Annotated in this window: 25 protein-coding genes; 6 read left to right on the top strand and 19 right to left on the bottom strand. The window is 67.4% G+C overall.

Annotation, left to right across the window (positions count from 1 at the left end; all coding sequences use genetic code 11):
• The first annotated feature begins 57 nt into the window (after positions 1 to 57).
• Entirely contained in the window at positions 58 to 576 is a 519-nt protein-coding gene (locus tag ACK4MH_RS14600; protein ID WP_409719643.1) for an NADAR family protein, read from the top strand.
• Positions 577 to 692: 116 nt separating this feature from the next.
• On the opposite strand, the gene recA is transcribed toward ACK4MH_RS14600, so the two are convergent.
• The 7 genes from recA to ACK4MH_RS14565 all read right to left on the bottom strand — a co-directional run bounded on the left by recA (position 693) and on the right by ACK4MH_RS14565 (position 8,193).
• A complete protein-coding gene (recA, locus tag ACK4MH_RS14595) occupies positions 693 to 1,775 on the bottom strand; it encodes a recombinase RecA (protein WP_409719641.1) in 1,083 nt (360 codons plus the stop codon).
• 169 nt (positions 1,776 to 1,944) lie between these two features.
• Positions 1,945 to 3,585, bottom strand: coding sequence for an MHYT domain-containing protein (locus ACK4MH_RS14590; protein ID WP_409719639.1), 1,641 nt, complete (start codon positions 3,583 to 3,585; stop codon positions 1,945 to 1,947).
• Positions 3,586 to 3,665: 80 nt separating this feature from the next.
• Positions 3,666 to 5,519 (bottom strand): M20/M25/M40 family metallo-hydrolase, encoded by a 1,854-nt coding sequence (locus ACK4MH_RS14585; RefSeq protein WP_409719637.1) that lies wholly within the window; start codon positions 5,517 to 5,519, stop codon positions 3,666 to 3,668.
• A 74-nt stretch (positions 5,520 to 5,593) separates the two neighbouring features.
• Complete coding sequence (locus ACK4MH_RS14580; RefSeq protein ID WP_409719635.1) at positions 5,594 to 6,547, bottom strand: right-handed parallel beta-helix repeat-containing protein; 954 nt, start codon at positions 6,545 to 6,547, stop codon at positions 5,594 to 5,596.
• Between the two features lies 1 nt (position 6,548).
• On the bottom strand, positions 6,549 to 7,346 hold the full coding sequence (locus ACK4MH_RS14575; RefSeq protein WP_409719633.1) for a phosphatase PAP2 family protein: 798 nt from the start codon (positions 7,344 to 7,346) through the stop codon (positions 6,549 to 6,551).
• A complete protein-coding gene (locus ACK4MH_RS14570) occupies positions 7,343 to 7,846 on the bottom strand; it encodes a hypothetical protein (protein ID WP_409719631.1) in 504 nt (167 codons plus the stop codon). Before ACK4MH_RS14570 ends, ACK4MH_RS14575 begins: the two co-directional genes overlap by 4 nt.
• Before the next feature lie 77 nt (positions 7,847 to 7,923).
• Complete coding sequence (locus ACK4MH_RS14565; RefSeq protein ID WP_409719629.1) at positions 7,924 to 8,193, bottom strand: ribonuclease; 270 nt, start codon at positions 8,191 to 8,193, stop codon at positions 7,924 to 7,926.
• Positions 8,194 to 8,298: 105 nt separating this feature from the next.
• Here ACK4MH_RS14565 and ACK4MH_RS14560 point away from each other — a divergent pair, with 105 nt between their 5' ends.
• Positions 8,299 to 9,303 carry an LLM class flavin-dependent oxidoreductase gene (locus tag ACK4MH_RS14560; RefSeq protein WP_409719627.1) on the top strand — a complete coding sequence of 335 codons (1,005 nt, stop codon included), beginning with the start codon at positions 8,299 to 8,301 and terminating at the stop codon, positions 9,301 to 9,303.
• Here ACK4MH_RS14560 and ACK4MH_RS14555 read toward each other — a convergent pair.
• Positions 9,300 to 10,271 carry an alpha/beta fold hydrolase gene (locus ACK4MH_RS14555; protein ID WP_409719625.1) on the bottom strand — a complete coding sequence of 324 codons (972 nt, stop codon included), beginning with the start codon at positions 10,269 to 10,271 and terminating at the stop codon, positions 9,300 to 9,302. The genes ACK4MH_RS14560 and ACK4MH_RS14555 overlap by 4 nt on opposite strands.
• Positions 10,272 to 10,320: 49 nt before the next feature.
• On the opposite strand from ACK4MH_RS14555, the gene ACK4MH_RS14550 reads away from it, so the two are divergent.
• Positions 10,321 to 11,157 carry an aldo/keto reductase gene (locus ACK4MH_RS14550; protein WP_372693276.1) on the top strand — a complete coding sequence of 279 codons (837 nt, stop codon included), beginning with the start codon at positions 10,321 to 10,323 and terminating at the stop codon, positions 11,155 to 11,157.
• 177 nt (positions 11,158 to 11,334) lie between these two features.
• On the opposite strand, the gene ACK4MH_RS14545 is transcribed toward ACK4MH_RS14550, so the two are convergent.
• Complete coding sequence (locus tag ACK4MH_RS14545; protein WP_409719622.1) at positions 11,335 to 11,739, bottom strand: HIT domain-containing protein; 405 nt, start codon at positions 11,737 to 11,739, stop codon at positions 11,335 to 11,337.
• A 2-nt stretch (positions 11,740 to 11,741) separates the two neighbouring features.
• On the bottom strand, positions 11,742 to 12,647 hold the full coding sequence (locus ACK4MH_RS14540; RefSeq protein ID WP_409719620.1) for an SIMPL domain-containing protein: 906 nt from the start codon (positions 12,645 to 12,647) through the stop codon (positions 11,742 to 11,744).
• A 138-nt stretch (positions 12,648 to 12,785) separates the two neighbouring features.
• On the opposite strand from ACK4MH_RS14540, the gene mdh reads away from it, so the two are divergent.
• Positions 12,786 to 13,748, top strand: a complete 963-nt coding sequence (gene mdh / locus ACK4MH_RS14535) for a malate dehydrogenase (RefSeq protein ID WP_409719618.1) — start codon at positions 12,786 to 12,788, stop codon at positions 13,746 to 13,748.
• Positions 13,749 to 13,958: 210 nt separating this feature from the next.
• Here mdh and ACK4MH_RS14530 read toward each other — a convergent pair whose 3' ends face one another.
• Both ACK4MH_RS14530 and zapE read right to left on the bottom strand, forming a co-directional pair.
• A complete protein-coding gene (locus ACK4MH_RS14530) occupies positions 13,959 to 14,468 on the bottom strand; it encodes a YbjN domain-containing protein (RefSeq protein WP_409719616.1) in 510 nt (169 codons plus the stop codon).
• A gap of 35 nt (positions 14,469 to 14,503) precedes the next feature.
• Positions 14,504 to 15,595, bottom strand: coding sequence for a cell division protein ZapE (gene zapE, locus ACK4MH_RS14525; RefSeq protein ID WP_409719614.1), 1,092 nt, complete (start codon positions 15,593 to 15,595; stop codon positions 14,504 to 14,506).
• A 149-nt stretch (positions 15,596 to 15,744) separates the two neighbouring features.
• On the opposite strand from zapE, the gene ACK4MH_RS14520 reads away from it, so the two are divergent.
• Positions 15,745 to 16,791 (top strand): aspartate-semialdehyde dehydrogenase, encoded by a 1,047-nt coding sequence (locus ACK4MH_RS14520; protein ID WP_409719612.1) that lies wholly within the window; start codon positions 15,745 to 15,747, stop codon positions 16,789 to 16,791.
• A gap of 191 nt (positions 16,792 to 16,982) precedes the next feature.
• On the top strand, positions 16,983 to 17,909 hold the full coding sequence (rarD, locus tag ACK4MH_RS14515; RefSeq protein ID WP_409719610.1) for an EamA family transporter RarD: 927 nt from the start codon (positions 16,983 to 16,985) through the stop codon (positions 17,907 to 17,909).
• Here rarD and ACK4MH_RS14510 read toward each other — a convergent pair.
• The 7 genes from ACK4MH_RS14510 to ACK4MH_RS14480 form a co-directional block, all read right to left on the bottom strand.
• Positions 17,906 to 19,039, bottom strand: a complete 1,134-nt coding sequence (locus ACK4MH_RS14510) for a serine hydrolase domain-containing protein (protein ID WP_409719608.1) — start codon at positions 19,037 to 19,039, stop codon at positions 17,906 to 17,908. The two genes, rarD and ACK4MH_RS14510, sit on opposite strands and share 4 nt — an antisense overlap.
• 65 nt (positions 19,040 to 19,104) lie before the next feature.
• The gene (locus tag ACK4MH_RS14505; RefSeq protein WP_409719606.1) at positions 19,105 to 19,923 is read right to left on the bottom strand and encodes a hypothetical protein; all 819 of its coding nucleotides are present in this window, start codon (positions 19,921 to 19,923) and stop codon (positions 19,105 to 19,107) included.
• Between the two features lie 84 nt (positions 19,924 to 20,007).
• Entirely contained in the window at positions 20,008 to 20,277 is a 270-nt protein-coding gene (locus ACK4MH_RS14500) for an ATP synthase F1 subunit epsilon (RefSeq protein ID WP_409719604.1), read from the bottom strand.
• Between the two features lie 2 nt (positions 20,278 to 20,279).
• Positions 20,280 to 21,815 (bottom strand): F0F1 ATP synthase subunit beta, encoded by a 1,536-nt coding sequence (gene atpD, locus ACK4MH_RS14495; RefSeq protein ID WP_409719602.1) that lies wholly within the window; start codon positions 21,813 to 21,815, stop codon positions 20,280 to 20,282.
• 37 nt (positions 21,816 to 21,852) lie between these two features.
• Entirely contained in the window at positions 21,853 to 22,731 is an 879-nt protein-coding gene (locus tag ACK4MH_RS14490) for a F0F1 ATP synthase subunit gamma (protein WP_409719600.1), read from the bottom strand.
• A gap of 34 nt (positions 22,732 to 22,765) precedes the next feature.
• Positions 22,766 to 24,298: a F0F1 ATP synthase subunit alpha gene (gene atpA, locus ACK4MH_RS14485; protein WP_409719598.1), complete on the bottom strand. Its 1,533-nt coding sequence runs from the start codon at positions 24,296 to 24,298 to the stop codon at positions 22,766 to 22,768.
• A gap of 78 nt (positions 24,299 to 24,376) precedes the next feature.
• On the bottom strand, positions 24,377 to 24,931 hold the full coding sequence (locus ACK4MH_RS14480; protein WP_409719595.1) for a F0F1 ATP synthase subunit delta: 555 nt from the start codon (positions 24,929 to 24,931) through the stop codon (positions 24,377 to 24,379).
• Positions 24,932 to 25,778: the final 847 nt, after the last annotated feature.

Below are 25,778 nucleotides of genomic sequence, written 5' to 3'. Positions count from 1 at the left end.
GGCGGCCTTCGGGTCGCCCGTTTTGGTTTGGAAGAACGACAGCTATGATCGCCCTATATGAGCGCTCTGTCTTTCATCACCGAGGCTGACCTTCCACGAAGTGACGCCTTCACGCAGTTTCACCCCTTCATCAAGGGAGTGTTCAGCCAGTGGCATGCGACGACCTTCACACTTGAGGGTGTGACCTATGTCACTGCGGAGCAGTGGATGATGCTGGCGAAGGCGCAGCTGTTCGGAGACGAACAACGCGCGAAGGCGGTCATGACGACGCCGGATCCGGGAGAGCAGAAACGACTTGGTCAGCAGATAGCTGGCTTCGATCAGGCGCGCTGGGACGCGGCGAAGATCGACATCGTCTATCGAGGCAATTTCGCCAAGTTTGCGCAAAACGCCGGGGCGGCACGTCAGTTGGCCGCGACGAGAAGTGCTATGTTGGTCGAGGCAAATCCGAGGGACTGGATCTGGGGCGTGGGTTTGATGATCGATGATCCGGCGGTGCATTCACCCGATGCTTGGCGAGGCAGCAATTTGCTGGGTCGGATTTTGACCAAGGTGCGGGACGACCTCGATATCTGACACCGCCCAAAAAAGACCCATCCGACACGAGGTCGGACGGGTCGCTCCGCCGCCCCTCGCGGGGTCGGTGGCGGGTCGCTTGGGGCGACGGAGTGTCTAGGAAGGCGAGACGGTCGTCAGCCTTCGAGATCCTGGCCTTCGTCCGGCTCGGGCGTGCCCAGCAGTTCGTCGGCGATCTTGCTGGTCGAGGCGCGCACCGCCTTTTCGATCGAGGCGGCGATGTCCGGGTTCTGCTTCAGGAATTCGCGCACATTCTCGCGGCCCTGGCCGATCCGGGTCGAGTCATAGCTGAACCAACTGCCCGACTTCTCGATCACCCCGGCCTTGACGCCCAGGTCGATGATCTCGCCCAGTTTGGAGATGCCCTCGCCGTACATGATGTCGAAGATGACCTCACGGAACGGCGGGGCGACCTTGTTCTTGACTACCTTGACCCGGGTGGTGTTGCCGACCACCTCGTCGCGGTTCTTGATCGCGCCGGTGCGGCGGATGTCCAGACGCACCGAGGCGTAGAACTTCAGCGCATTGCCGCCCGTCGTCGTCTCGGGCGAGCCGTACATGACGCCGATCTTGTGACGGATCTGGTTGATGAACAGGACGATGCAGTTCGACTTGGAGATCGACGCCGTCAGCTTGCGCAGCGCCTGGCTCATCAGACGCGCCTGAAGACCCGGCAGGCTGTCGCCCATCTCGCCCTCGATCTCGGCGCGCGGCGTCAGGGCGGCGACCGAGTCGATCACCACGATGTCCACGGCGCCGGAGCGCACAAGCGTATCGACGATCTCCAGCGCCTGTTCGCCGGTGTCAGGCTGAGACACCAGCAGGTCGTCCAGATTGACGCCCAGCTTCTGGGCGTATCCGGGATCCAGCGCGTGTTCGGCGTCCACGAAGGCGGCGACGCCGCCGGCCTTCTGAACCTCGGCCACCGTATGCAGGGCCAGGGTCGTCTTGCCCGAGGATTCAGGGCCGAACACCTCGATCACCCGCCCGCGCGGCAGGCCGCCGATGCCGAGCGCCATATCCAGACCCAGCGATCCGGTGGACACCGAGGGGATCACGTCCGCGACCCCGCCCTTGCCCAGTTTCATCACCGAACCCTTGCCGAAGGCGCGATCGATCTGAGCGATCGCCGCCTCCAGGGCGCGTTGCTTGTCGCCGTCGTCCTTGCCCACCAACTTGAGTGCTGCCTGTGAAGCCATTGCCTTCGTCTCCCTTGCCATGATTCCCGTCATTAAGCTTGGGAGAGACCCGCCTGGACCCGCCCCCGTTTCGTGAGGACGACTATGTGCATGGTTTGTTCTGGTTCACAAGATGTTCTCGTCGATCAAAACAAGAACATCGAAAAGCTACGTCCGATATTGACGCAAGCTACAACGGCAACCTGAGGCTGAAGCTGAGGCCTTCGGGCAGATAGGCCATGGCCGACGACCCGCCCAGGGATCGGTTGACGGTGGACTCGATGAGAGCCGAGCCGAAGCCCCGCCGCTGTGGCGGCTGCACCTGTGGTCCGCCGCTTTCGACCCAATCCAGCAGAAGGTGACGGTCCGCCACCGACCAATCGACGCGAACGCATCCCGTCGCATTCGCCAGGGCGCCGTATTTGGCGGCGTTCACCGCCAGCTCATGGAACACCATCCCCATCCCCAATGTCTGCTGGGCGTTCAGATCAACGTCGGGGCCGGTCAGGCGCACCTGCTCCTCGGCATAGGGCGCCAGTTCCTGGGCCAGCATGGCGCGCAGATCGACGCGTTCCCAGTTGCCGGCCGTGAGCAGGTTCTGGGTGTTGGACAGCGCCAGAAGCCGGGCCTCGAACAGGGTGGTGAAGGTGGCCACGTCCGGCGTCCGCCGGGCGGTCTGTCTGGCGATCGACTGCACCGTCGCCAGGGTGTTCTTGACCCGGTGATTCAGCTCATTGATCAACACCCACTGCAACCGTTCGCTGTCGGCCAGGGCGGCGAAGGCTTCTCGGCGGTCGGTGATGTCGGTGATCACGCCGGACATCTTCAGGGGTCGCCCCGAGCGACTGCGGATCAACCGCCCGCGCAGATGAATCCATCGGCCGGACCCCGGCAGGAACCATTCCTGATCGTATTCGCCGGTCCCCGCGATGGACTGTTCCAGCGCCTGGCGATGCCGCGGCAGATCCTCGGGCGACAGGCGGTCGCCGATCTCGCTGGGGCCGAGGCGCTCGGCGGGGTCGATGGACAGGATCTCTCTGGCTCTGCGGGACATGACCGGCGCCTTCATCGGCAGCGTCGCCTCCCAGAAGCCGACGCCTCCGGCGTCCACGGCGGCCAGGACGTTGGCCCTCTGGTCCGCCATGGAGGCGCCGACGGCGAGAAACAAAAGGGTGACCGCGCCCGCCGTCACCGCGACCGCCAGCACTACCGGAGAGGCCCCGCCCTCGACCGGCGCCCCACCGGCATTGGCGGTCACCGTCAGGGCCGCCATGCCGATATGGTGCATGGAGACGATGGCCAACCCCAGGATGACGGCGGCGACGCCGCGCCAGGCCCGGTCGCGCTCCTGACGGGCGGCGATCAGGGCGGCATAGGCGGCGGCCACGGCGACGACCACCGACAAGGCGACCAGCCCGGGCCGATAGGTCAGGGTCGCATTCATCCGCATCGCGGCCATGCCGACATAGTGCATGGCGACGATCGCGCCTCCCATCAGCAGCGCCGCCGGCGCCAGTCGCCATGCTGCGGGCCCCGCCGTCCCCGCCGCCAGAAAGGCCGCCGCCGTCCCGGCCGTCGCCAGCAGGAACGAAACCAGCGTCAGGCCGGCGTCATAGGAAACCGGCTCCTCGACATGGAAACCCAGCATGGCCAGGAAATGCATCGACCAAATGCTGACGCCCAGAGCCAGGGCGGCGACGCCCAGCCAGCGCAATCGCGCCGCGCCCAGGTGGCTGCGGGTCCGATTGAACAGGTCCAGAGCCGTCCACGCGCCCAGGATCGCAACCGCCAGCGACAGGACGGTGAACGGGTTGACGTATGCGTGGTGCAAGCGCGCCTGGGCTCCGGAAGAAAACAGCCGCACCCATAACCCGGATCGATGACCCCTACGACCCGGAAATCACGGCGGCGTCAGGAGACGAACCGGGCCGCCAGCGCCACGGCGCAGCCCGTCAGCAGGCCGGCGGAGGCAAGCAAGCTAACTACCCGCGCCTCGCCTGCCGACGTCGGCGCCAGCGGCCGGGCCGTCAGCACCACCAACAGGGCGATCAGACCCAACGCGCCGGGCAGGTCCATGCCGACGCCCAGAAACACGCCGTGGCCCTGGACCAGCAGCCATCCGCCCAAGGCCACGGTTGCGATCGCCGCCGGGATCAGGGCGCGCCAGGACGTCAGCCTGGCTCCGATCACGGCCGTAATCGCTGCGGCTAGGGCCGCAATCAGGCCGGGCCAGAGGAAGAGGAAGGCCGCCTCGGGCGCCACGGCCTGGATCAACCCGCCCAGGATCAGCACCAGCACGATCAAGCCCAGCCAGCCGCCCCAGGTCGTCTGGTCCTCGCCCAAAGGCCACAGGCTGAACCCCGCCGCGACCACCGCCGCCCCGACGACCAGCAGGCTGAACCCCCCGAGAACCGTCGCGAGCACCGCCGCTGCGGCGACCACCCCAACTATCGCCCTTCGGCCGATCCGCCCCCGTCCCCCCGCCGCCATCAGAACCAGGGCGAGCATCGCCAGCGCCACACCGACCTCCAGCACCGGCAGGCGCCGCAGCAGGGTGTAGTAGGTCTCTGCCGAATCGATCCGGCCGCCGACCGGCCCGGCCAGCACCCGCACGGCTTGGCCGACGACCACGGCGCTAGCCAGCAGCCACAGCCCGTCCGTCGCGCCCCGCACAACCGACATCGCCCTCAGCCCCGTCGCATGATGCGCGCCCCAGGCGGCGAAGGCGGTCGCAAGCCCGGCGGCGATCAGAAGGATCCAGCCGACGACCGGCGGGTGACGCACGACGAACAAGCCAAACACATCGGCATAGACCGCATTCTGCGTCGCCTGGGGCAGGGTCGGCGCGCGCAGGAAGGCGTCGGCGGTCTCCAACGCCTGCGACCCGATATGCTGCAGACTGCCCTGGTCCAGCGCCTCGGGCGTCGAGGCCGGCGAGTGGTACTGGGCCGGTCGGCCGATGAAGGCTAGGTTGATGCCCGCCAGTTCGCGCCCCGCCGCCACCGTGAAATCCGTGCCGTTGGGCATCAGCCGATAGATGAAGATCGCCAGGGCGTTGCTAGACGGGCCGCCGGTCGCCTTGCCCGTCGCCTGGGCGTAGCGGGCAATGGTCTCGGCGTTGCCGGGGCCGGTCTCGAACATCATGGCGCGCCCGCCGCCGCCCCGCGCCTCCAGATTGATCACGGCCCCGATGCGGTCGCGCAACGGATGCTCGCTGAAGAAGGCCCGCGCCCCGTCCAGGTTCAACTCCTCGGCATCGGTCAGCAGCACGACCAGCGTCCTGTCCGCCCCGCCCCGCGCCTTGATCGCCCGCACCGCCTCCAGGATCGCGGCGACGCCGCTCGCATCGTCGGCGGCCCCCGGCGAGTTCGGCACGCTGTCGTAATGGGCCATCAGGGCGACGGCGGGCAGGCCGGGATCTCGCCCCGGCAGAACTCCGACGATATTGACGGCTCTCAGCGCGCCGGCGTCGCCGCCGTCCTTCTCGATCCGCGCCACAGCGGCCGGCGACAGGGCGCCGGATTGCAGGCTGGGCTGCAGCCCCAGGGCGGCCAGCCGCTGGACCAGATAGGCCTGGACCCGCTGATGTTCGGCCGATCCGACAGGATGGGGCGTGCGGGCGATGCGGCGCACATCGGCCATGGCCCGCTCGGCGGAAAAGCCGATGGCGGGCGTCGAGGCCGGCAGGGGCGCGGGCGTCTGGCTGGCGAAAACGGCCAGTCCCAGGGCGGCGGCCAGGGACGCCAGAAACAGGATCAGCCGCATACTCAAATCCCCCGATCGATCAGGCGCTCAGTCAGCCTCGAACCGCGAGGTTGCGCAAGTGCGGCCCAAAGGCCTCACCGCCGGACGATATTGCGCGCCGTCACATTGCCCGTGGCGCCATCGCTGTCGTTCGCGCTGGAGCCGAACGGCCAGCCCCGGTCGTCGCCGCAATAGCGCCGTCCGCCCTCGCGCGAGCCGATCACCACCGCGCGCGGACGCAACCAGCCGGCGCTGGTGAAGACATTGTCCGTAATCTGATTATAGGACGGCGTCTGGTGCCGGATCACCCCATCCTCGCCGCAGTTTCGGTAAAGGAACACCCCGCCCTTGCCGCCCAGGGCCAGCCGGTTGCCGACGATTCGATTGGCGCCCGATCCATCCACGGCGATCTGCTCGCGCCCGGTGCGGATGTCGAAATCGTTATCCTGGATCAGGGCGCCCGCGCTCTCGGCGTCCAGATAGACGGCGGTCGAGGTCGAACGGCCGGAAAAGGTCGAACGCGTCACCGTCGTGCGCGTCACGCCCGGCCCGACATAGAGGGGGATGGTCCCCGCCCCCTCGAACCGCACCCGGTCCAGGGTGACCCGGATCGGCGCCGCAGACTGGGCCGCCTGCGTATGGCCGGCGGTGCGCGACGAGGCCAGCAGGTCGCGCATCGACCCGCCCGCCCCCATGCCCCAGATCCGCACATTGCCGACGACGGTGCAGTTGCGCACCGTGACATCGACCGGCCGCGACCACCCCTCTCCGTCACGCCGGGACCAGACGGCCACGGTCGGGGCAGAGGTCGTCGCCTGACCCGGCGCGCGGACAGCGCCCCCGCCGCAGTCCAGCGACGCGCCCGACGCCTCGGCGCCCTCGATCAGGACACGGCGGCGAATGTCGACGCCCGACAGTTCGGCGCGGCACCTGAGACGATAGGGCTGATCCGACGGCGTGGTCAGGTCTCGGATTTCCTGCGCCGTGCAGGGCCGGTCGGCAGGCGGCGCCTGGAACGCCAGGGCAGCCAGGGCGAGCCACAGCGCCATGTCAGGGCAGAACGGTCGCCAGGGCCGCGCGTTCGGCCGCGCAGCCGGGGTTGGTCAGGCCGCTGCGACGCGCGGCCTCCAGTTCCGCTCGCGCCGTCGCGGCATCCACCTGAAAGGAAGGCGTCTGCACGACCTCAACAACGACGGCCCGGCCGATCGCTTCGCCCACAGCCACGTCGGTCGGATAATGCATGGCGCAGATCAGGCGGCTGACACCGAGCTGATGGCCGATCCGTCGCACGGCCTCGGCCCGCTCCGGCTCCAACGCAGCGAAGGCCTCGCCATAGGCCATGCCGACGGCGGCGCTGCCCGACGGATAGGAGGCGCCTTGTCGGGTGGCCGCGTTCACGACCTGACAGGCGCGCCGTTGGGGATCGTCGCCGACCGGTCGGGGCCGCGCCTGTCGCGCCTTCACCCGTTCCGCCACGCTGTTCGCGTCGTGAAACACGCGCGCCATCAGCCGATCCAGCGCCGGCGTCTCGGCCGACCCCAGCCGCACGCCCAGGGCGCAGTCGAAATGCTGCAAGGCCAGGGGCGGACGCAGTTCCGCGTGGGAGGTCGCCAGCAGCCAGCGATCACTGTCTTCCAGCGCGACATAGCGCGCGGAGGCCGCCTTGTCCGCCAGGTCCTGGATCGACCCAACCGCAGGCGGCGGCGGGACCGCCTCGGCCAGCCGCGCGATCGCGCCCTCGGCCAGAAATCCCTCGCTCGGCATCGTCACGACCGGTTTCGGGGCGCCGGCGCAACCGACGACCAGCAGGATCGCCGTCGCCGCGCCCAGGGCGGCGACCGGCCTCACTGCCCGGCGCTCCAGCCCAGCTGGACCGAGGTCGCGCCCGCATCCGTCGGCGCCGCCACGACTTGGAGCGACGGCCCGTTCGCCTGGTCGCCGGCCGCGCCATAGGCCCGCGCCTCGCCCTGGTTCATGCCCGTGACGGATCGCAGCCCAGCCGCCTCCGCCCGCTCGCGATAGAAGGCCACGACCTGATCGGGCGAGGCGTCGGTGGTGAAGGTGACCAGACCGCCGGCGCCCGCTTCGCCGCCGGCCAGCAGCGGCTGTCCCTCGACCTGGCCGCCCGGATAAATCGCGGCGAATGCCGGCGCACCATCGACCGCAGGCGCGCCCGCGACGGGCGCGTCGTCGGACGGCGCGACAGGGTCAGGCGTCGGCGTCTCTGCGACCACCGCAGGCGCGGCCGCATCGGGCGCCTGTTTCGCATCGGCCGGCTCGGCCGTGCGGTCGCATCCGGCGATACATAACAGAACCACGGCGGCGGCTGCCGCCCTACGAAGCGTCATCGAGAGATCGTCCCTGACCTAATTTGGTCGAAGCGCCACCGTGGCGCATGCGTGCGGCGGCAGCAAGGCGCCGTGGTTCAGTCCCCACGCTCGACTGCATCGGCGGACTCACGTCCCTCTTCCGCCAGGGCGTCGTTGATCTCGCGTGAATCAGGATCGTCGTCCGATCCCGAGGCCGATCCGCCCCGCAGCGATCCTGCCCGCGTGTCAGATCCCGAATCGCTGCCATCCAGGGCGTCGATCAGCGTGTCCGCCTTGTGCCCCAGATCCGGCTTTTCGCCCATGTCGGCGGCCTCTCTTGCGTCGTCGCAATCCACTTCGGGCTTGTTGGGATCGATGTCCGTCATGGCGCAGGTCTCCGTAGTGAGGATTTGAGTCTTAAAGCGCCCGACCCGGTTGCGGTTCCGCCGCCGCGCCCTTGAACCTCGGCGGACAGCCCCGATCTAGGCGTCATGATCCCGTTCTCAGTTCTCGACCTCTCCCCCATCGTCGAAGGCGGCGACGCCCGTCGCGGCCTGGACGAAACCCTGGCCCTGGCCCAGGCGGCCGACCGTCTCGGCTATGAGCGGTTCTGGCTGGCCGAACACCACAACATGCCCGGCATCGCCAGCGCCGCGACCTCGATCGTTATCGGCCATGTGGCGGCGGGGACGCAGCGTATTCGCGTCGGCTCCGGCGGCGTCATGCTGCCCAATCACGCGCCCCTGGTCGTGGCCGAACAGTTCGGCACGCTGGAGACCCTGTTCCCCGGCCGGATCGACGTCGGCCTGGGCCGCGCGCCCGGCACGGACGGCGCCACCGCCCGTGCGCTCCGTCGCTATTTCGAGGGCGCCGACCAGTTTCCGCGCGACGTGGTCGAACTGATCCAGTGGTTCGAACCGGCGTCCGAGAACCAGCCCGTTCGCGCCGTGCCCGGCGCCGGGCTGCGCGTACCCGTCTGGCTCTTGGGCTCCAGCCTGTTCAGCGCGCAGCTGGCCGGTCAGCTGGGCCTGCCCTACGCCTTCGCCAGCCATTTCGCGCCCGAACTGCTGCTTGAGGCCCTGGCGCTTTATCGCCGCAGCTTCACCCCCTCGGACCGCCTGGCCAAGCCCCACGCCATGGCCGCGATCAACGTCTTCGCCGCCGACACAGACGCCGAGGGCGTGCGCCTGTCCACCTCGATGCAGCAGAGCTTCGCCCGCCTCTCGACCGGCAAGCCCGGCAAACTGCCCCCGCCCGTCGACGACATCACCACCGTCCTGACGCCGCAACAGATCGAAGGCGCAAAGGGCCGCCTGCTCTATTCCGCCGTCGGCGGGCCCGTGACGGTCAAGCGCCAGCTCTCCGACTTCATCGCCCTGACCGGCGTGGACGAGTTGATGGTCACCGGCATGATGTTCGACAACGCCGCCCGCATCCACAGCCTGGAAATCGTCGCCGAGGCGCGCGAGCAGATGGCGATGGCTGCCGCGGCCTAAAGCACGGCCAAAAACTCCAGCAGCAGCGTGTTCACCTCTGCGGACCGCTCCTGCTGGATCCAGTGCCCCGCCCCCGGCACGACCACCGACCGGGTCAGCCCCGGCGCCCAGTCCTTCAGCCCCGCCTCATGGCCTCCGGCGTAGTGGCGCACCGGATCGTCCTCACCGACGACGAACAGGGCCGGCGGCGTGATCTTCTGGTCCTGCACGAAGGCCGTCAGCGACCAGTTCAGATCCATCGCGCGATACCAGTTCAGCGGCGCGTCGAACCCGCCCACCGAAAACGCCTGCACATACTCGCCGAAATGATCCGCGCTCATCCACGGCGGCAGGGTCGCCGCGTCGTCGATGGTGTCGAGCAAATCCACGCCTTGCGGCATGAAGCCGGTGGAGCGCCGATCCGCCGGGGTCGCCCCGTCATAGGCGTAAAACAGCTTCCTCAACGTCGTCGCCGGATCGGCGTCCATCGCCACATGGGCGTCCGGCGCCTGGAACCGGCTGATGTAGAGATCGCCCAGCCCGGCCCGTTTCGAGATCGCGGCCATGGCGGCGGTGGGCGGTCCTTTAAGCCGGCGCGGCTGGAACGGCACCGACAGGCCCGCCACCGCGGTGAACACATCGGGCCTCAACAGGGCGCAATGCCAGGCCACCGGCGCGCCCCAGTCGTGACCCACGACGACGCAGGACGCCTTGCCCAGCGCCCGGACCAGATCGACCATTTCCCCGACCAGATGCAGGATGGAATAGGCTTCCACCCCCGCCGGCTTCTCGGTCCCGCCATAACCCCTCATGTCCGGGGCTGCGACGTGGTATCCTGCCTGAGACAAGGCCTCGACCTGGGCCCGCCAGCTGACCCCCAGTTCGGGAAAGCCGTGGATCAGCAGGACCAGCGGCGCGTTCTGGTCCTCGAACCCGGCGTCCAGAACCTGTTGGACCAGGCCGTCGGTCTTGATAAGCCGCGTTCGCATTCCACCCTCTTTCGCGGTCTTCGCCGCTTCTAGTTTCGTCAGGACGGACATGACCCGCCTCGTCACCTTTGCGGACGGTACGACCGTTCCCGCCCTCGGCCAAGGCACCTGGGAGCTGGGCGACGACCCGGCCTGGCGCGACGAGGAGCAGCAGGCTCTGGCGCGCGGCATCGACCTGGGCATGACCCTGATCGACACGGCCGAACTATATGGCGACGGCCGGTCCGAGCGACTGGTGGGCGAGGTCATCGCCGACCGCCGCGACGAGGTCTTCCTGGTCTCCAAGGTGCGGCCCGAGAACGCTTCGGAGATGAAGATGATGCTGGCGTGCGAGAAGTCGCTGGAACGGCTCGGCGTGGAGCGGCTGGACCTCTACCTGCTGCACTGGGAAGGCAACGTCCCGCTGGAAGAGACCGTCGAGGCCTTCCGCGACCTGGTCGACGAGGGGATGATCGCCCGCTGGGGCGTGTCCAACCTGGACCTGCGAGCCATGGAACAACTGATGGAGATCGAGGGGGGCGAGGACTGCGCCGCCAATCAGTTGCTCTATAATCTGGCGTCGCGCGGGGTGGAGTTCGATCTCCTGCCGTGGATGCAGGCGCGCGACATGCCGATGATGGCCTATTCGCCCCTTGGCCGCGGCGAACTGCTGGAACAGCCCCTGATCCGCGACATCGCCAACCGCCATTCGGCCAGCCCCGCCCAGGTCGCCCTTGCCGCCGTCCTTCGCCACGACGGCGTCATCGCCATCCCCAAGGCCAGCTCCGTCGAACACGTCGAAGCCAATGCCGACGCCCTGGAAATCCAGTTCGATCTGGAAGACCTGGAACGCCTGGACGAGGCGTTTCGGGCGCCGAACCATGCGGTGCCGCTGGATATCATCTGAGTTCCAAAGCTTTATTCCGTCACCCTCGGGCTTGTCCCGAGGGCCCACCGCAGGTTCAGGCTCGGCAGCCTCACGTTCAGGGCGCGACTTGCAGCGACTTGCGACCGGGCTTGCCTTACCGTGGGCCCTCGGGACAAGCCCGAGGGTGACGGGGGGGGATCAAACAGGATTCTTGCCTTACAGACCCGCGCCCGCGATCACTCCCAGCAGCCGCAACTGCTCATCATCCGCATACGGAATAACCGGCCCTCGCCCCCACACCGGATCGGGCCACAGGCCGTCATCGCGCCTCCGCCCGACCACATGGACATGCAGCTGCGCCGTCACATTGCCGATGGCGCCGACGTTCAGCTTCTCCACCATACCCAGCCGCCGAACCAGCACCCCGGCCCGCACCGTCTCCTCCATCAGCATCGCCCGCTGCTCGACGCTCAAATCTTCAAGCTCCACCGCCCCCTCGACGCGCGGGATCAGGATCAGCCAATGGAACCGCGCATCGTTCTGCAGCCGCACATGGCACAGCGGCCATTCGGCCGCGGCGACCGACCCGGCTTTGAAGGCCGGCGCAACCTCAAACCCCATCCTCAGTTCAGCCCGTAGATGACGCAGGCGCTGTCGGTCAGGGTCTGCAACGGCGGTTGCAGCGCCAGCCGCGCCGCCTCGATCTGCGCCTCGCTGGGCGCTCCGCCACCAGGCGGCGGCGGTACGGCCACGGGCGGCGACGAATACTCCACCCGGTTCTCCGACCGCGATCCGGTCACCACGATGTCGTCCACCGTCGTCGCCTGTCCGCCGGCGGCGTAGGATGGCCAGCCGGCCAGGACGTCCGTCTGGCACACCCGTCCCGACGGATCGATGATCTTGACCCGCCCCAGGGTCGCGCCGGCGTTCGTCGCGGCCGCCTCGGCCCGGCGACGCGCATCCTTCATCGCCTCGGCCTGAAGATTGGCCTTCCAGCTGTTTTCCGGCTCAAGCTGGAAGTTCACCTGACCGATCGACGTCGGACGCGAGGCCACGATCGTCGCATAGACCCGCTCGATCAGGCGCACGTCGCGCACCGTGACGCTGACCGAGGCGTCGGCCTGATAGCGGGCCACGCGGTCGGCGCGGGTGTTGTCGCGCATCACCCCGTTTTCGTCGCGATACTGGTCATAGAGGGGCCGGGTGGTGACGCTGGTCTCGACCCGAACCTTGTCGGCGCCATAGGCCGACAGCGACTGGCTTAGCGCCCGCACCTGGTCGGCGGCGGCGCGCGAGGCCTCCGTTACGCTGCGGTCTACCGACTGGAAGCTTGCGGAGACGAAGGCGCGGTTGGCCTGGATCTCGACCCGCACCTGGCCGACCGAGGCGATCACCGGATCGCGCATCCACCAGGGCGCGGGAATGTAGCGGTCGCCGATCGTGGCGGGCGGCGTCTGGGCCAGAACCGGCGCAGAAGCGACGACGGGCGCGGCGCCCAGCAGCAGGGCGAGAGCGAGAGAAGGGCGCATCGAAATCCTCCGGTTGGGGCCGGACCTTCGCAAGCCTGACCAAGGCCGTAAAGCGAGGTTCTTGCGACAGCCGCGAGAGGGGTCTAGACCGCCCGCACGATTAATCCCCTTTCGCACACGCAATAAACGGAGACATCCATGGCTCGCGCGAAGATCGCCCTCATCGGCGCCGGCATGATCGGCGGAACCCTGGCCCATGTGGCCGCGCGCGAAGCCCTGGGCGACGTGATCCTGTTCGACATCGCCGAAGGCACCCCTCAGGGCAAGGCGCTGGACATCGCCGAGGCCACCGCCGTCTTCGGCTCGGACGTGTCGCTCAAGGGCGCGAACGACTACGCCGACATCGCGGGCGCCGACGTCTGCATCGTCACCGCCGGCGTGCCGCGCAAGCCGGGCATGAGCCGCGACGATCTGATCGGCATCAACCTGAAGGTCATGAAGGCCGTCGGCGAGGGCATCAAGGCCCACGCTCCGAACGCCTTCGTCATCTGCATCACCAACCCGCTCGACGCCATGGTCTGGGCCCTGCAGAAGTTCTCGGGCCTGCCCAAGGAGAAGGTCGTCGGCATGGCCGGCGTGCTGGATAGCGCCCGCTTCGCCTATTTCCTGGCTGAAAAGACCGGCGTGTCGGTTCAGGACATCCACGCCTGGACCCTGGGCGGTCACGGCGACGACATGGTGCCGATGGTGCGCCACTCCACCGTCGGCGGCCTGCCCCTGCCGGACGCCGTCGCCGCCGGCCTGCTGTCGCAAGCCGACCTGGACGCCATCGTCGACCGCACCCGTAAGGGCGGCGGCGAGATCGTGGCCCTGCTCAAGACCGGCTCGGCCTTCTATGCCCCCGCTGAAAGCGCCATCGCCATGGCCAAGTCCTATCTGCTGGACCAGAAGCGCGTCCTGCCCTGCGCCGTCTGGCTGTCGGGCGAATATGGCCTGTCCGACCTCTATGTCGGCGTCCCGGCCCTGATCGGCGCGAACGGTGTCGAGAAGGTGATCGAGTTCACCACCAACGACGAAGAAAAGGCGATGTTCGAAAAGTCCGTCGCCTCGGTCCAGGGCCTGTTGCAAGCCTGCAAGGATATCGACGCCTCGCTGGCTTAAGCCACCCGTCAATCGAATGAAGAAGGGCCGCGGAGCAATCCGCGGCCCTTTTCAATTCTTCCCTTCTCCCATTGGGAGAAGGTGGCCCGCAGGGCCGGATGAGGGTCGGCCGGTGGGCCAACACGCAGGAACGCGACCCTCACCCTTTCGCACAAGAACGACGGCTATAGCCGCCGTGTGCTCAAGCCCTCTCCCACCGGGAGAGGGGCGTCATTGCGGCGCCACATACCCCATCTCGCCCGCGAACTTGGGCAGCAGTTGCAGCCAGACCGCCAGCGGGTCCGCCAGTTGCGTCACGCCTCCGCCCGACAGCACGACGACGTCGTACTGCACCGTCGCCGTCGGGGTTTCCGCTGAGGTGTGGAAGGCTTTCAGATAGCGGTTGTCGCGGTTCCAGGCGTTGACCTTGTCCAGCGTCGCGCCGGCGCCCGGCACCACGGCGCTGAACTGAACCTCGCCGCAGACGCCCGCCTCGCAGCCGTAGAAGAAGACCGCCCAGGTCAGGCCAGCATTGGTCACGGTGAAGAAGGTCAGGCCGTTCTCAGTCTGCGCCGGCCCGACGCGACCGCCCAGCCCTGTCACCCAGGTCCCGACCTCGGCCGGCGTCAGGCCGCGACTGGCCGTCGCCGGCGCCGTCTGAGCCAAGGCCGCCCCCGTCATCAGCGGGAACAAAGTCGAAGCAACTGCTGCAATGGGGGCGGCGAGGGCGAGACAGCGCATGGAGGCACTCCGAAGGTCAGCCCCCACCCTAGCTGTCAGTGGCGGACGTGCGCCAGCCAGTCCTTGCTCTGCATCTCGTTGAAGCGCGACACGGTCCTTTCGAACTCGAACGCCCCCACCCCCTCGGTATAGAGGGCCTCAGGCTTGGCCGCCGCCAGAACGATCAGCTTGGTCTTGGCCTCGTAAAGCGCATCGACCAGGGTCACCAGACGCCGCGCCTCGTGGTGGTTGGCCGAACTCAGGATCGGCACGTCTTCCAGAAACAGGGTGTGGAACCGCTGGGCGATGGCCAGATAGTCCTGCGGCCCCAGCGGCTTGCTGCACAGCTCCGCGAACGTCGCCCGCGCCATAGATCCGACGGTGCGCTCCACCACCACGTCACGGCCCAGCACGATCAGGTGCGCCGGCTCTTCGGGCTCGCCGCCCTTCAGCTCGCGCCACAGATCCTCGAACCCCGCGCGGTCGTCCGGCGTGTGCCAGACCTGGGCCGAGGTCATCCGGTCCAGCCGCCAGTCGCGCGCCCCGGCCATCTCCACCACCGCGCAACGCTCGCGGATGATGTCGATGAAGGGGACGAACAGCTGGCGGTTGATGCCGTTCTTGTACAGGTCCTCCGGCGCCCGGTTCGAGGTGATGGCCAGCACCACCTTGTCCTCGAACAGGGCCTCGAATAGCCGGCCCAGGATCATGGCGTCGGCGATGTCCGTCACCTGAAGCTCGTCGAAACACAGCAGCCGGGCTTCCGACGCGATCAGTCGGGCGATGGGAGGAATGGGGTCGTCGCCCTTATGGATCCCGAACACGGCCTTCCTCGTCTTCGCATCCCCCTCGCGCCACTGTTTCACTAGGTCGTGGATGCGGGCCATGAAGGCGTGGAAATGGGCGCGGGTCTTTCGCGGCTCGGGCGTGGCCGAATAGAACAGGTCCATCAGCATGGACTTGCCGCGTCCCGGCGGTCCCCACAGGTAAATCCCCTTCACCTCCGGCGCCTTGCCGAACAGGCCGCGCCTGGCCAGATCGACCTCCAGCCGCTCCAGCGCCGCGATCACCGTGCTTTGCGCCGGATCGAGCGTCAGCACGCCCTCTTCCACGCGGATATCGTAGGCGTTGCGGATGCGGGAGGTCATGCGGCCCTGCTTAAAGTCCCCCGAACCGAAAAGCGATTGCTTCGCGGCTGCGAACGCCTAATTGCAGTCCCCAACCACCACACCAAAAATGCGCTCAAGTAGCGAGGCTCCGCTGAGCCGAGCGTAGCGCGTCCGAAGGACCAAGCATCATGGGTTATCGCGTCGCCATCGTCGGAGCCACGGGCAATGTGGGCCGCGAAATGCTGAACATTCTGGAAGAGGTCGAATTCCCCGTCGACGCCATCCACGCCATCGCCTCGCGCAAGTCCAAGGGCGTCGAGGTCTCGTTCGGCGACAAGACCATCAAATGCCAGGACATCGAACAGTTCGACTTCTCGACCGTCGATATCGTCCTGATGTCCGCCGGCGGCGCGGTGTCCAAGGAATGGTCGGAAAAGATCGGCAAGGCCGGCCCCATCGTGATCGACAACTCCTCGGCCTTCCGCAAGGACCCGGACGTGCCGCTGATCGTGCCCGAGGTGAACCCCGACGCCATCAAGGACGCGACCAAGAAGAACATCATCGCCAACCCCAACTGCTCGACCATCCAGCTGGTCACGGCGCTGAAGCCGCTGCATGACGTGGCGAAGATCAAGCGGGTGGTGGTCTCGACCTATCAGTCGGTGTCCGGCGCCGGCAAGGAAGGCATGGACGAGCTGTGGAACCAGACCAAGGCCATCTACGGCCTGGGCGACGCGCGTCCCAATAAGTTCCCCAAACAGATCGCCTTCAACGTCATCCCCTACATCGGTTCCTTCCTGGAGGACGGCTCGACCGACGAAGAGCAGAAGATGTCGGACGAGACGCACAAGATGCTGGACCCCGACATCAAGGTCACCGTGACCTGCGTGCGCGTGCCGGTCTTCGTCGGCCACTCCGAGGCCGTGAACATCGAGTTCGACCGCCCCATGGAACCCGACGAGGCCCGCGCCATCCTGCGCGAGGCGCCGGGCGTGCTGGTCATCGATAAGCAGGAGCACGACGGCTACATCACCCCCGTCGACGCCGCCGGCGAACACGGCGTCTATGTCAGCCGCATCCGCAAGGATCCGACCGTCGAGCACGGCCTGAACCTGTGGGTCGTGTCCGACAACCTGCGCAAGGGCGCCGCTCTGAACGCCATCCAGATCGCCCAGCTGCTGGACGAGACGGGCGTGATCAAATCGTCGTCGGGATATCGCTCGATCACCGTCTGATCCGGACTTTCGTCATCCTCCGGCGCGCCTAGCGCGACCGGGGGACCCAGCGGCGCCGAAGGCGAAATCCATCCGCCGCTGGATCGTCGAAGAAGGTTCTCCGCGACAGGTTCGCGCTCACGCGCGCCGCTGGGTCCACCGGTCTTCGCCGCTGCGCGGCTCGCCGGAGGATGACGAAAGGGATAGGCATCATGCTCCCGGCCCCCGCCACCCCCAACGACCCCCGCGCGGTCGGCACGGCCGTTGCCTGCTACACCCTGTGGGGCCTCTTGCCGCTGCTGTTCATGGCGATGGCGGCCAACGGATTCGGCGCGCCCGAAATCCTGGCGCATCGGGCGGTCTGGTCCGTCTTTATCGCGGGCCTGGTTCTGCTGCTCGCCGGCCAGTGGGGCGAGGCGAAAAAGGTGCTGGCCACGCCGCGCACCCTGGCCTGGCTGGCTCTGTCGGCCCTGCTGATCGCGACGAACTGGAGCCTCTACGTCTACGCAACGACGCACCATGCGACGCTGGAGGCCAGCCTCGGCTACTATATCAATCCCCTGCTCAACATGGCGGCGGGCGCCGTGCTGTTCCGCGAGAAGATCGACCGCTGGAGCGCCGTCGCCATCGGTCTGGCCGCCGTCGGTGTCGTGATCCAGACCGTCGCCCTGGGTCATGTGCCGATCATCGGCCTGACCCTGGCCGTCACCTTCTGCGCCTATGCAGTGATCCGAAAGCGCGTGCCCGCCTCGGCCCAGACCGGCCTGTTTGTCGAATGCCTGGTCCTGCTGCCCATCGGCGCGGTCTTCCTGACCTGGCTGACGATCCAGGGCCAGGCGGTCGGCTTTTCCTCGCCCTCGGGCCTGGCCTGGGCCCTGATCAACGGGCCGGCGACGGTGATCCCGCTGGTGCTGTTCGCTTGGTCGGCGCGGCGGCTGCCCCTGTCCACCGTCGGCTTCATCCAGTTCCTGGCGCCCACGCTCCAGTTCGCCTGCGGCGTCCTGACGGGCGAGGCCCTGACCCCGCTGCGCATCGTCTCCTTCGTCTTCATCTGGGCGGGCGCGGGCGTCTTCGCCCTGGGCGCGCTCAACCGCTCGCGCGCCGCGAAGCGGGCCGTCGCCCTCTCTGAAACGGTCTAGAGCGCGCCGTACAGCGCCTCCAACAGGCGCTTGGGACGCGGGTCGCCGATCAGGTGGGGCGACTGGCGCGTCATCACATAGGCGGCCGACAACCGGCGCGACGGATCGGCCATGGCCATCGACCCGCCCCAGCCATAGTGGCCGAAGGCTTCATCCGGCCCGAACACCTTCAGCCCGTCGTTGCGCATCAGGCCCGCCGCCCAGCTGATCGTATAGGGCAGCACCTTGTCCCGCCCTTGGATGCGTTCGCGCGTCAACTGCTCCAGCGTCCCCGCCGACAGCACCGACCGGCCGTCGAGCACGCCGTCATTGGCGACCACGCCCAGCAGCCGCGCCAGCCCCAGGGCCGTGCCGTGCAGATTGGCCGACGGGATCTCCATCTCGCGCCATGCGGCCGAGCCCCGCCCGCCGGGCGCCGAGCCGCGATCCAGGAAGGCGGCCTGTTTGATCGGATCGATGGTCCCCAGGCTGGGCGCCGCGGTCGGCTTCCTCATCTGCGCCACTCGCCCGTGCTCGCTCTCCGGCAGGCCGATCCACAGATCGAGATCGGAAAAGTCCTGGCGCAGGGCCTGACCCATGGTCCGCCCCGTCGCACGGCGAAACACCTCATTGGCCAGATAGCCGACGGTGACGGGGTGATAGCCCGAGGCCGTACCCGGTTCCCACATCGGCGCCTGGGCCGCCAACCGCGCCAGGACGGCGGGCACGTCGAACCAGATGGTCGGATCGACCGCCTCGGAGAAGCCGGGCAGGCCTGACTGATGGCTCATCAACTGGGCCACGGTCACGTCCGCCTTGCCCGCCGCCCCGAACTCGGGCCACAGCGAGGCGACCGTCTGGTCATACTCGATCTGCCCCGCCTCGACCGCCGTCGCCATCAGGATCGCCATCACCGCCTTGCCGGTCGAGAAGACCGAGGTCAGGGTCGCCTCCGTGAACGGCGTCGTCTTCGCCGTATCCGCATGGCCCGCCCACAGATCGACGACCGCCTCGCCCTCGACCAGCACGCTGAACCGCGCCGCCTGCTCGTTCAGCCCCTCGGGCGCCTCGGTGAAGTTGTCGGCGAACGCTTCGCGCACGGCCTCATAGCCGGGTGCGCAGACGCCTTGGATGTCGATGGGATCGGTCATGAGGCTGCTTTTAGCCGCCCGCCGGCCGTCTGTCAGCCGCGCGGGACGTACAGACCGACGCCGGCCTATTCCAACAGGCCCCGCGTCGAGCCCTCGCCGGGCGTCAGGTTCAGGATCAGCTCCAGCCGCGCACCCTCGGACGGCGCGCTGGGACGATGCGCGGTCAAGGTCATGCCATGCCCGCGATAGCGCTGCGCCGTCAGATCAGGCAGCGCGACCGGCTCGCCGTCCTTGCGCCACCCTTGAGTTTCCAACCGCGCCAGCGCCGTCTGCGCCGCATCGGCGTAGCCATAGACCAGCACCTGACAGGCCGGATCGTGGAAGGTGACGAAGGCGGCCATGCCGTGGCCGTCGCTGGGCGGCTCGGCGATGACGGCGGTGAAGCCCATCGTGCTGTATGACGCCGCTTCGCGCATCTCGGGCAGCGGGATCATCTGCACCGGCGCACCGCGTGCATAGCCGGCGTCGAAAGCGGCCTGCCGCAATCCCTCCAGCGAATAGGGTTTGTCGCCCAGGAACCAGCCGCAGAACCGATCGACGCCGTTGAGTATGGCGGCCACCGGCTCGACGGATGCAGGCGGCGCAGGACGGGCCGGAGCCTCGACAGGCGCTGCGTCCGACGCCTGCGTTTCAACGGCCTGCGCCGCAGCGACTTGGGCTTCGGCATTGGCCTGCGCGACCTGCGCCTCCAACATCGCGTTCGACGGGCAGGACGCCGGAATATGGATCACCTGCCCGGCACCGCCCAGGCGCACCGGCGGCTGATAGATGGCCATGGCCGGACGACACCCGTTGGCGTCCAGATTCGGCTCGACCAGGGCCGCGCAGCCGGACGTCGCACCAAACAGCACCGGCATCGCAAACAGTGTCAGGGCGCGCTTCATGATCACCTGGCGAAGAATTGAAAACGACCCTGACGCGATCACGCCGGGGCCGTTTCCGTCAACTTAAATATAGGCGTTCGACGTTCAGCCCGCGACGACCTCGGTCGCCTGTTCGGCCAGGATGGTTAGGCCTTCGCCGTTGACGTCGGCAAAGCCGCCGTGGACGTCGTACTGGATCTTGGTCCCGCCGTTATAGACGGTCACCAGACCCTCGCGCAGGGCGGTCATGAAGGGGGCGTGATCCGGCAGAACGCCGAAGTCGCCCTCGACGCCCGGCGCGTCCACCTGGTCCACGAGGCCGGAGAAGACCTCGCGTTCCGGCGAGACGAGGGAGAAGTTCAGCTTGCCGGCCATGATCAGGCTTCCGAAGCCATCTTCTCGGCCTTAGCGACGGCCTCTTCGATGGCGCCGACCATGTAGAAGGCGGCTTCCGGCAGGTGGTCGTAGTCGCCGGCGACGATGCCCTTGAACGAGCGGATCGTGTCGGCCAGCTCGACGAACTTGCCGGGAGCGTTGGTGAACTGCTCGGCAACGAAGAAGGGTTGCGACAGGAAGCGCTGGATCTTGCGGGCGCGCGAGACGACCAGCTTGTCCTCTTCCGACAGCTCGTCCATGCCCAGGATGGCGATGATGTCCTTCAGGCCCTTGTACTGCTGCAGCACTTCCTGGACCGAACGGGCGACCTGGTAGTGCTCTTCGCCGATGACCAGCGGGTCCATGATCCGCGAGGTCGAGTCCAGCGGATCGACGGCGGGGAAGATGGCCTGGGCGGCGATGTCGCGCGACAGCATGGTCGTCGCGTCCAAGTGGGCGAAGGACGCGGCGGGCGCCGGGTCGGTGGGGTCATCGGCCGGGACGTAGATGGCCTGGACCGAGGTGATCGAGCCCTTCTTGGTCGAGGTGATCCGCTCTTGCAGGTTGCCCATCTCGGTCGCCAGCGTCGGCTGATAGCCCACGGCCGACGGGATGCGGCCCAGCAGAGCCGACACTTCCGAACCGGCTTGGGTGAAGCGGAAGATGTTGTCGACGAACAGCAGGACGTCCTTGCCTTCTTCGTCGCGGAAATACTCGGCCTGGGCCAGGCCGGTCAGGGCGACGCGGGCGCGGGCGCCGGGAGGCTCGTTCATCTGGCCATAGACGAGGGCGCACTTGGAGCCTTCGGTCGAGCCGCCGTTCTTGGCTGGGTCCACGTTCACGTTGGACTCGATCATCTCGTGATACAGGTCGTTGCCTTCGCGGGTGCGCTCGCCCACGCCGGCCAGAACCGAATAACCGCCGTACGCCTTGGCGATGTTGTTGATCAGTTCCTGCATGGTCACGGTCTTGCCGACGCCGGCGCCGCCGAACAGGCCGGTCTTGCCGCCCTTGGTGTAGGGGCAGATCAGGTCGATCACCTTGATGCCCGTGACCAGGATTTCCGACGAGTTGGTCTGCTCCTCGAAGGTCGGGGCCTCGCGGTGGATCGGACGGTATTGCGTGGTCTGGATCGGGCCGGCTTCGTCGATCGGCTGGCCGACGACGTTCATGATGCGGCCCAGCACGCCCGGTCCGACCGGGGTCTGGATCGAGGAGCCGGTGTCGATCACGGGCTGACCGCGCGTCAGGCCTTCGGTCGTGTCCATGGCGATGGTGCGGACCATGTTCTCGCCGAGGTGCTGGGCGACTTCCAGCACCAGGGTGAAGGGCTCGCCCGTCTTCTGGTCGACGTTCTGGGTGTTCAGGGCGTTCAGGATCGCCGGCAGATGGCCGGTGAACTCGACGTCGACGACGGCGCCGATGACCTGGGCGATCTTGCCGGTGGCGACGATGGAGCCCGGCGCGGTCGCGGCGGCGGGCGCCTTCTTGACGGCGGGCTTCTTGGCGGCGGGTTTTTTGGCGACGGTGTCGGTCATGGCTGGGGTCCGTATCGGAATGTCTGTTCGGTCGGGATCAGAGGGCTTCGGCGCCGGCGATGATCTCGATCAGTTCGGTGGTGATCTGAGCTTGGCGCTTGCGGTTGTATTGCAGCGTCAGGGCGTTGATGAGGTCGCCGGCGTTGCGCGTGGCGTTGTCCATCGCCGCCATCTGCGAGCCGAAGAAGCCGGCTTGGTTCTCGTACAGAGCGGCCAGGATCTGGGTCGTCAGGTTGCGCGGCAGCAGGGTCTCGAGGATTTCCTCTTCCGAGGGCTCGTAGTCATAGACCGCACCGTTCAGGTCGATCGGCTGAGCGTCGCCCTCGACCACGGCGGGGATCAGCTGCTTGCCGGTCGGGACCTGTTGGATCACCGACTTGAACTGGCTGTAGAACAGGGTGACCACGTCGGCCTGACCGTCCTCGAACGCCGTGGCGATCATTTCGGCGACCGGCTGGGCCAGCGGCAGGCCGATGGTCTTCTGGGCGCTCAGCTCGAAGGTGTGGATCACCTTGTCGCCGTACAGACGCGTCAGCTGATCACGCGACTTCTTGCCGACGGCGATGATCTTCACGTCCTTGCCGGCGTTGATCAGTCTGTTGATCCGCTCGCGCGCGGCGCGGATGACGTTGGTCGAGAAACCGCCCGCCAGACCCTTGTCCGCCGTCGCCACCACGATCAGGTGACGATGGTCCTGACCGGTGCCGGCCAGCAGCTTGGGCGCGTCGGCGCCCGAGACGCCGGCGGCCAGGTTGGCGATGACCGAGGCCATCTTCTGCGCATAGGGACGGGCGCTCTCGGCCTGATCCTGGGCGCGTTTCAGCTTGGCCGCGGCGACCATCTGCATGGCTTTCGTGATCTTCTGCGTGGCTTTCACGCTTCCGATCCGATTGCGCATTTCCTTGAGGCTGGCCATCCGGCGTTGCTCTTCCTCTAACTACCGGCGGGGTTCAGGCGAAGGTCTTGACGAAGGCGGCCAGGATGTCCTTCAGCTCGGCTTCGAGGTCCGAGGTCAGGTCCTTCTTGGTGCGAATGCCTTCGAGCAGCGAGGCGTGGTTCGCATGGATGCGCGCCAGCAGTTCCTTCTCGAAACGCCCGACGTCGCCCACGGCGATGCCGTCGATATAGCCGCGCGTGCCGGCGTAGACCGAGACGACCTGCTCTTCCATCGCCAGCGGCGAATATTGCGGTTGCTTCAGCAGCTCGGTCAGGCGGGCGCCGCGCGCCAGCAGCTTCTGGGTCGAGGCGTCCAGGTCAGAGCCGAACTTGGCGAAGGCGGCCATCTCGCGATACTGGGCCAGCTCGCCCTTGATGGTGCCGGCGACCTTCTTCATCGCCTTGGTCTGGGCCGAGGAGCCGACGCGCGACACCGAGATGCCGACGTTCACGGCCGGGCGGATGCCCTGGTAGAACAGGTCGGATTCCAGGAAGATCTGGCCGTCGGTGATCGAGATCACGTTGGTCGGGATATAGGCCGACACGTCGTTGGCCTGGGTTTCGATGATCGGCAGGGCCGTCAGCGAGCCCGAGCCGTAGTCCTCGTTCAGCTTTGCAGAGCGCTCCAGCAGGCGGCTGTGCAGGTAGAAGACGTCGCCCGGATAGGCTTCACGGCCGGGCGGGCGGCGCAGCAGCAGGGACATCTGGCGATAGGCCACAGCCTGTTTCGACAGGTCGTCATAGACGATCAGGGCGTGCATGCCGTTGTCGCGGAAGAACTCGCCCATGGCGGTGCCGGCGAACGGCGCCAGGAACTGCAGCGGGGCCGGTTCCGACGCCGTGGCGGCGACGACGATGGTGTATTCCATCGCGCCGGCCTCTTCGAGGGTCTTGACGATCTGGGCGACGGTCGAACGCTTCTGGCCGATGGCGACGTAGATGCAGTAGAGTTTGGCGCTCTCGTCGTCGGTCTTGTTGACGTTCTTCTGGTTCAGGATGGTGTCGACGGCGACGGCCGTCTTGCCGACCTGACGGTCGCCGATGATCAGCTCGCGCTGGCCGCGGCCGACGGGGATCAGGGTGTCGATAGCCTTCAGGCCGGTCTGCATCGGCTCGTGGACCGACTTGCGTGGGATGATGCCCGGCGCCTTGACGTCGACGCGGCGGCGCTCGGTGAACTCGATCGGGCCCTTGCCGTCGATCGGCTCGCCCAGCGGGTTGACGACGCGGCCCAGCAGGCCACGGCCGACCGGCACGTCCACGATCTCGCCCAGACGGCGCACGTCGTCGCCTTCGGCGATCTGGGCGTCGGCGCCGAAGATCACGGCGCCCACGTTGTCGCGTTCCAGGTTCAGGGCCATGCCCTTGACGCCGGCCTTGGTGAACTCGACCATTTCGCCGGCCTGGACATTGTCCAGACCGTGGATACGGGCGATGCCGTCGCCGACCGACAGCACGCTGCCGACGTCGGAAACGTCGGCTTCGACGCCGAAGTTGGCGATCTGCGACTTGAGGATGGCCGAGATTTCAGCGGCGCGGATGTCCATGACGGGCTCTCTGTTCTTCAGTCTTTATGCGGGTGCGCCGATCAGGCGCGCTTCATTCTTGTGTGCGGGGAGCAGGCTTTAAGCCCGCTTGAGGGCGAACTTCATCTGGTCGAGCTTGGTCTTCAGCGAGGCGTCGAACAGTTTCGAGCCGACCTTGATCTTCAGGCCGCCCAGGATCGACGGATCGACGCGTGCGGTCAGTTCCGGCGCCTTGCCCAGGCTCTTGGACAGGGCTGCGGTGATGGCGGCGACCTGTTTGGCGTCCAGCGGCTGGGCCGAGACGACCTCGGCGGCGACGACGCCGGCGTGCTTGGCGTAGCGCGCTTCGAAACCGGCGATCACGCCCGGCAGATCCTTGGCGCGATGGTTCTGGGCCAGCAGACCCAGGAAGTTGGACGTTGTCTGCTCGAACTTCGCCTTGGCGGCGATGGCGACCAGACCCTTGGCCTGATCGTCCGCAGAGATGACGGGCGAGGCGGCCAGACGACGCAGGTCGGCGCTCTCGATCCAGGCCGCCTTCAGCGACTTCAGATCGGCGCGCACGGCGTCCAGGCGGCCGGTTTCCAGCGCCAGGTCAAACAGCGCCTGAGCGTAGCGATCGCCGACTTCCGTCGTTCTGAAATCATCAGCCACTGATTAGGGTCCGAGGTCGTTGTGTCAGGGTCGCAACCGACTGCGAGGCTCGCAACGGTCAAAAGCTTGAAATGCTTACGGAAAGCACGACAGAGGCCGTATCCGTAAATACGCCCCCTTCAAGCCGGGCGCCTGATAGCACGGGGTTTCGCCGCTCGCAACATTGCGTGAAGGCGCGTCGATGCCGCAGGTGACAAGGGAGGAACTCTCAAAGCCCTACAGACGCCTCTCCCTCCCCTTCATGGGGAGGGACGATCGCGCAGCGATCCGGGTGGGGCCGTGAGGGCGGGCGCAGTGCTTCACACGCCCCCACACCGGCTGCGCTCCGCTTCGCCGCCCCTCCCCATGAAGGGGAGGGAGAAACGCGCGCCAACGCGCACAATGACGCTGGTCCATTCGTAGCGAATCCAATCGCTTGCCGATTTATGTCCCCCTTCTCCTGCCCATGGGGTCAAACCGCCGCATAATACACCCGTCCCGTCGCATCGGAGGGCTCGCTTGGCCTGCGACCTTGCGGCGGCGGGAGCGGATGGAACGGGAGCGGGTCTGAAACGGCTCGCGCTGACGGCGACATACGGTGCGCCGTCGGAGGGTCGAGGGGGATACTCGGCCGCACTCGGGACAGTCCTCGCAGGGACTGCCGACCCGTCGCAGGCTTATGGGGTTAGGCGATAAGACCGCCACCGCTCGACGCCCCGAGCTTGCAGGCCAACCAACCGCGCGGAGCGTCAACCCTTCGTCGAAACGGTACTCACAAACTCACACTCCGGGCGAAGGCCCGGCGCTCCGCCCAGCCCTCCAACACCTTCGCAGGCCGAACGCCGCGAAGACGCTTCCGCACGGCCGT

Origin of the sequence: Brevundimonas sp., assembly GCF_046295075.1 — a bacterium.
GTDB lineage: Bacteria > Pseudomonadota > Alphaproteobacteria > Caulobacterales > Caulobacteraceae > Brevundimonas.
This window is presented reverse-complemented; position numbering and strand designations above follow the sequence as displayed.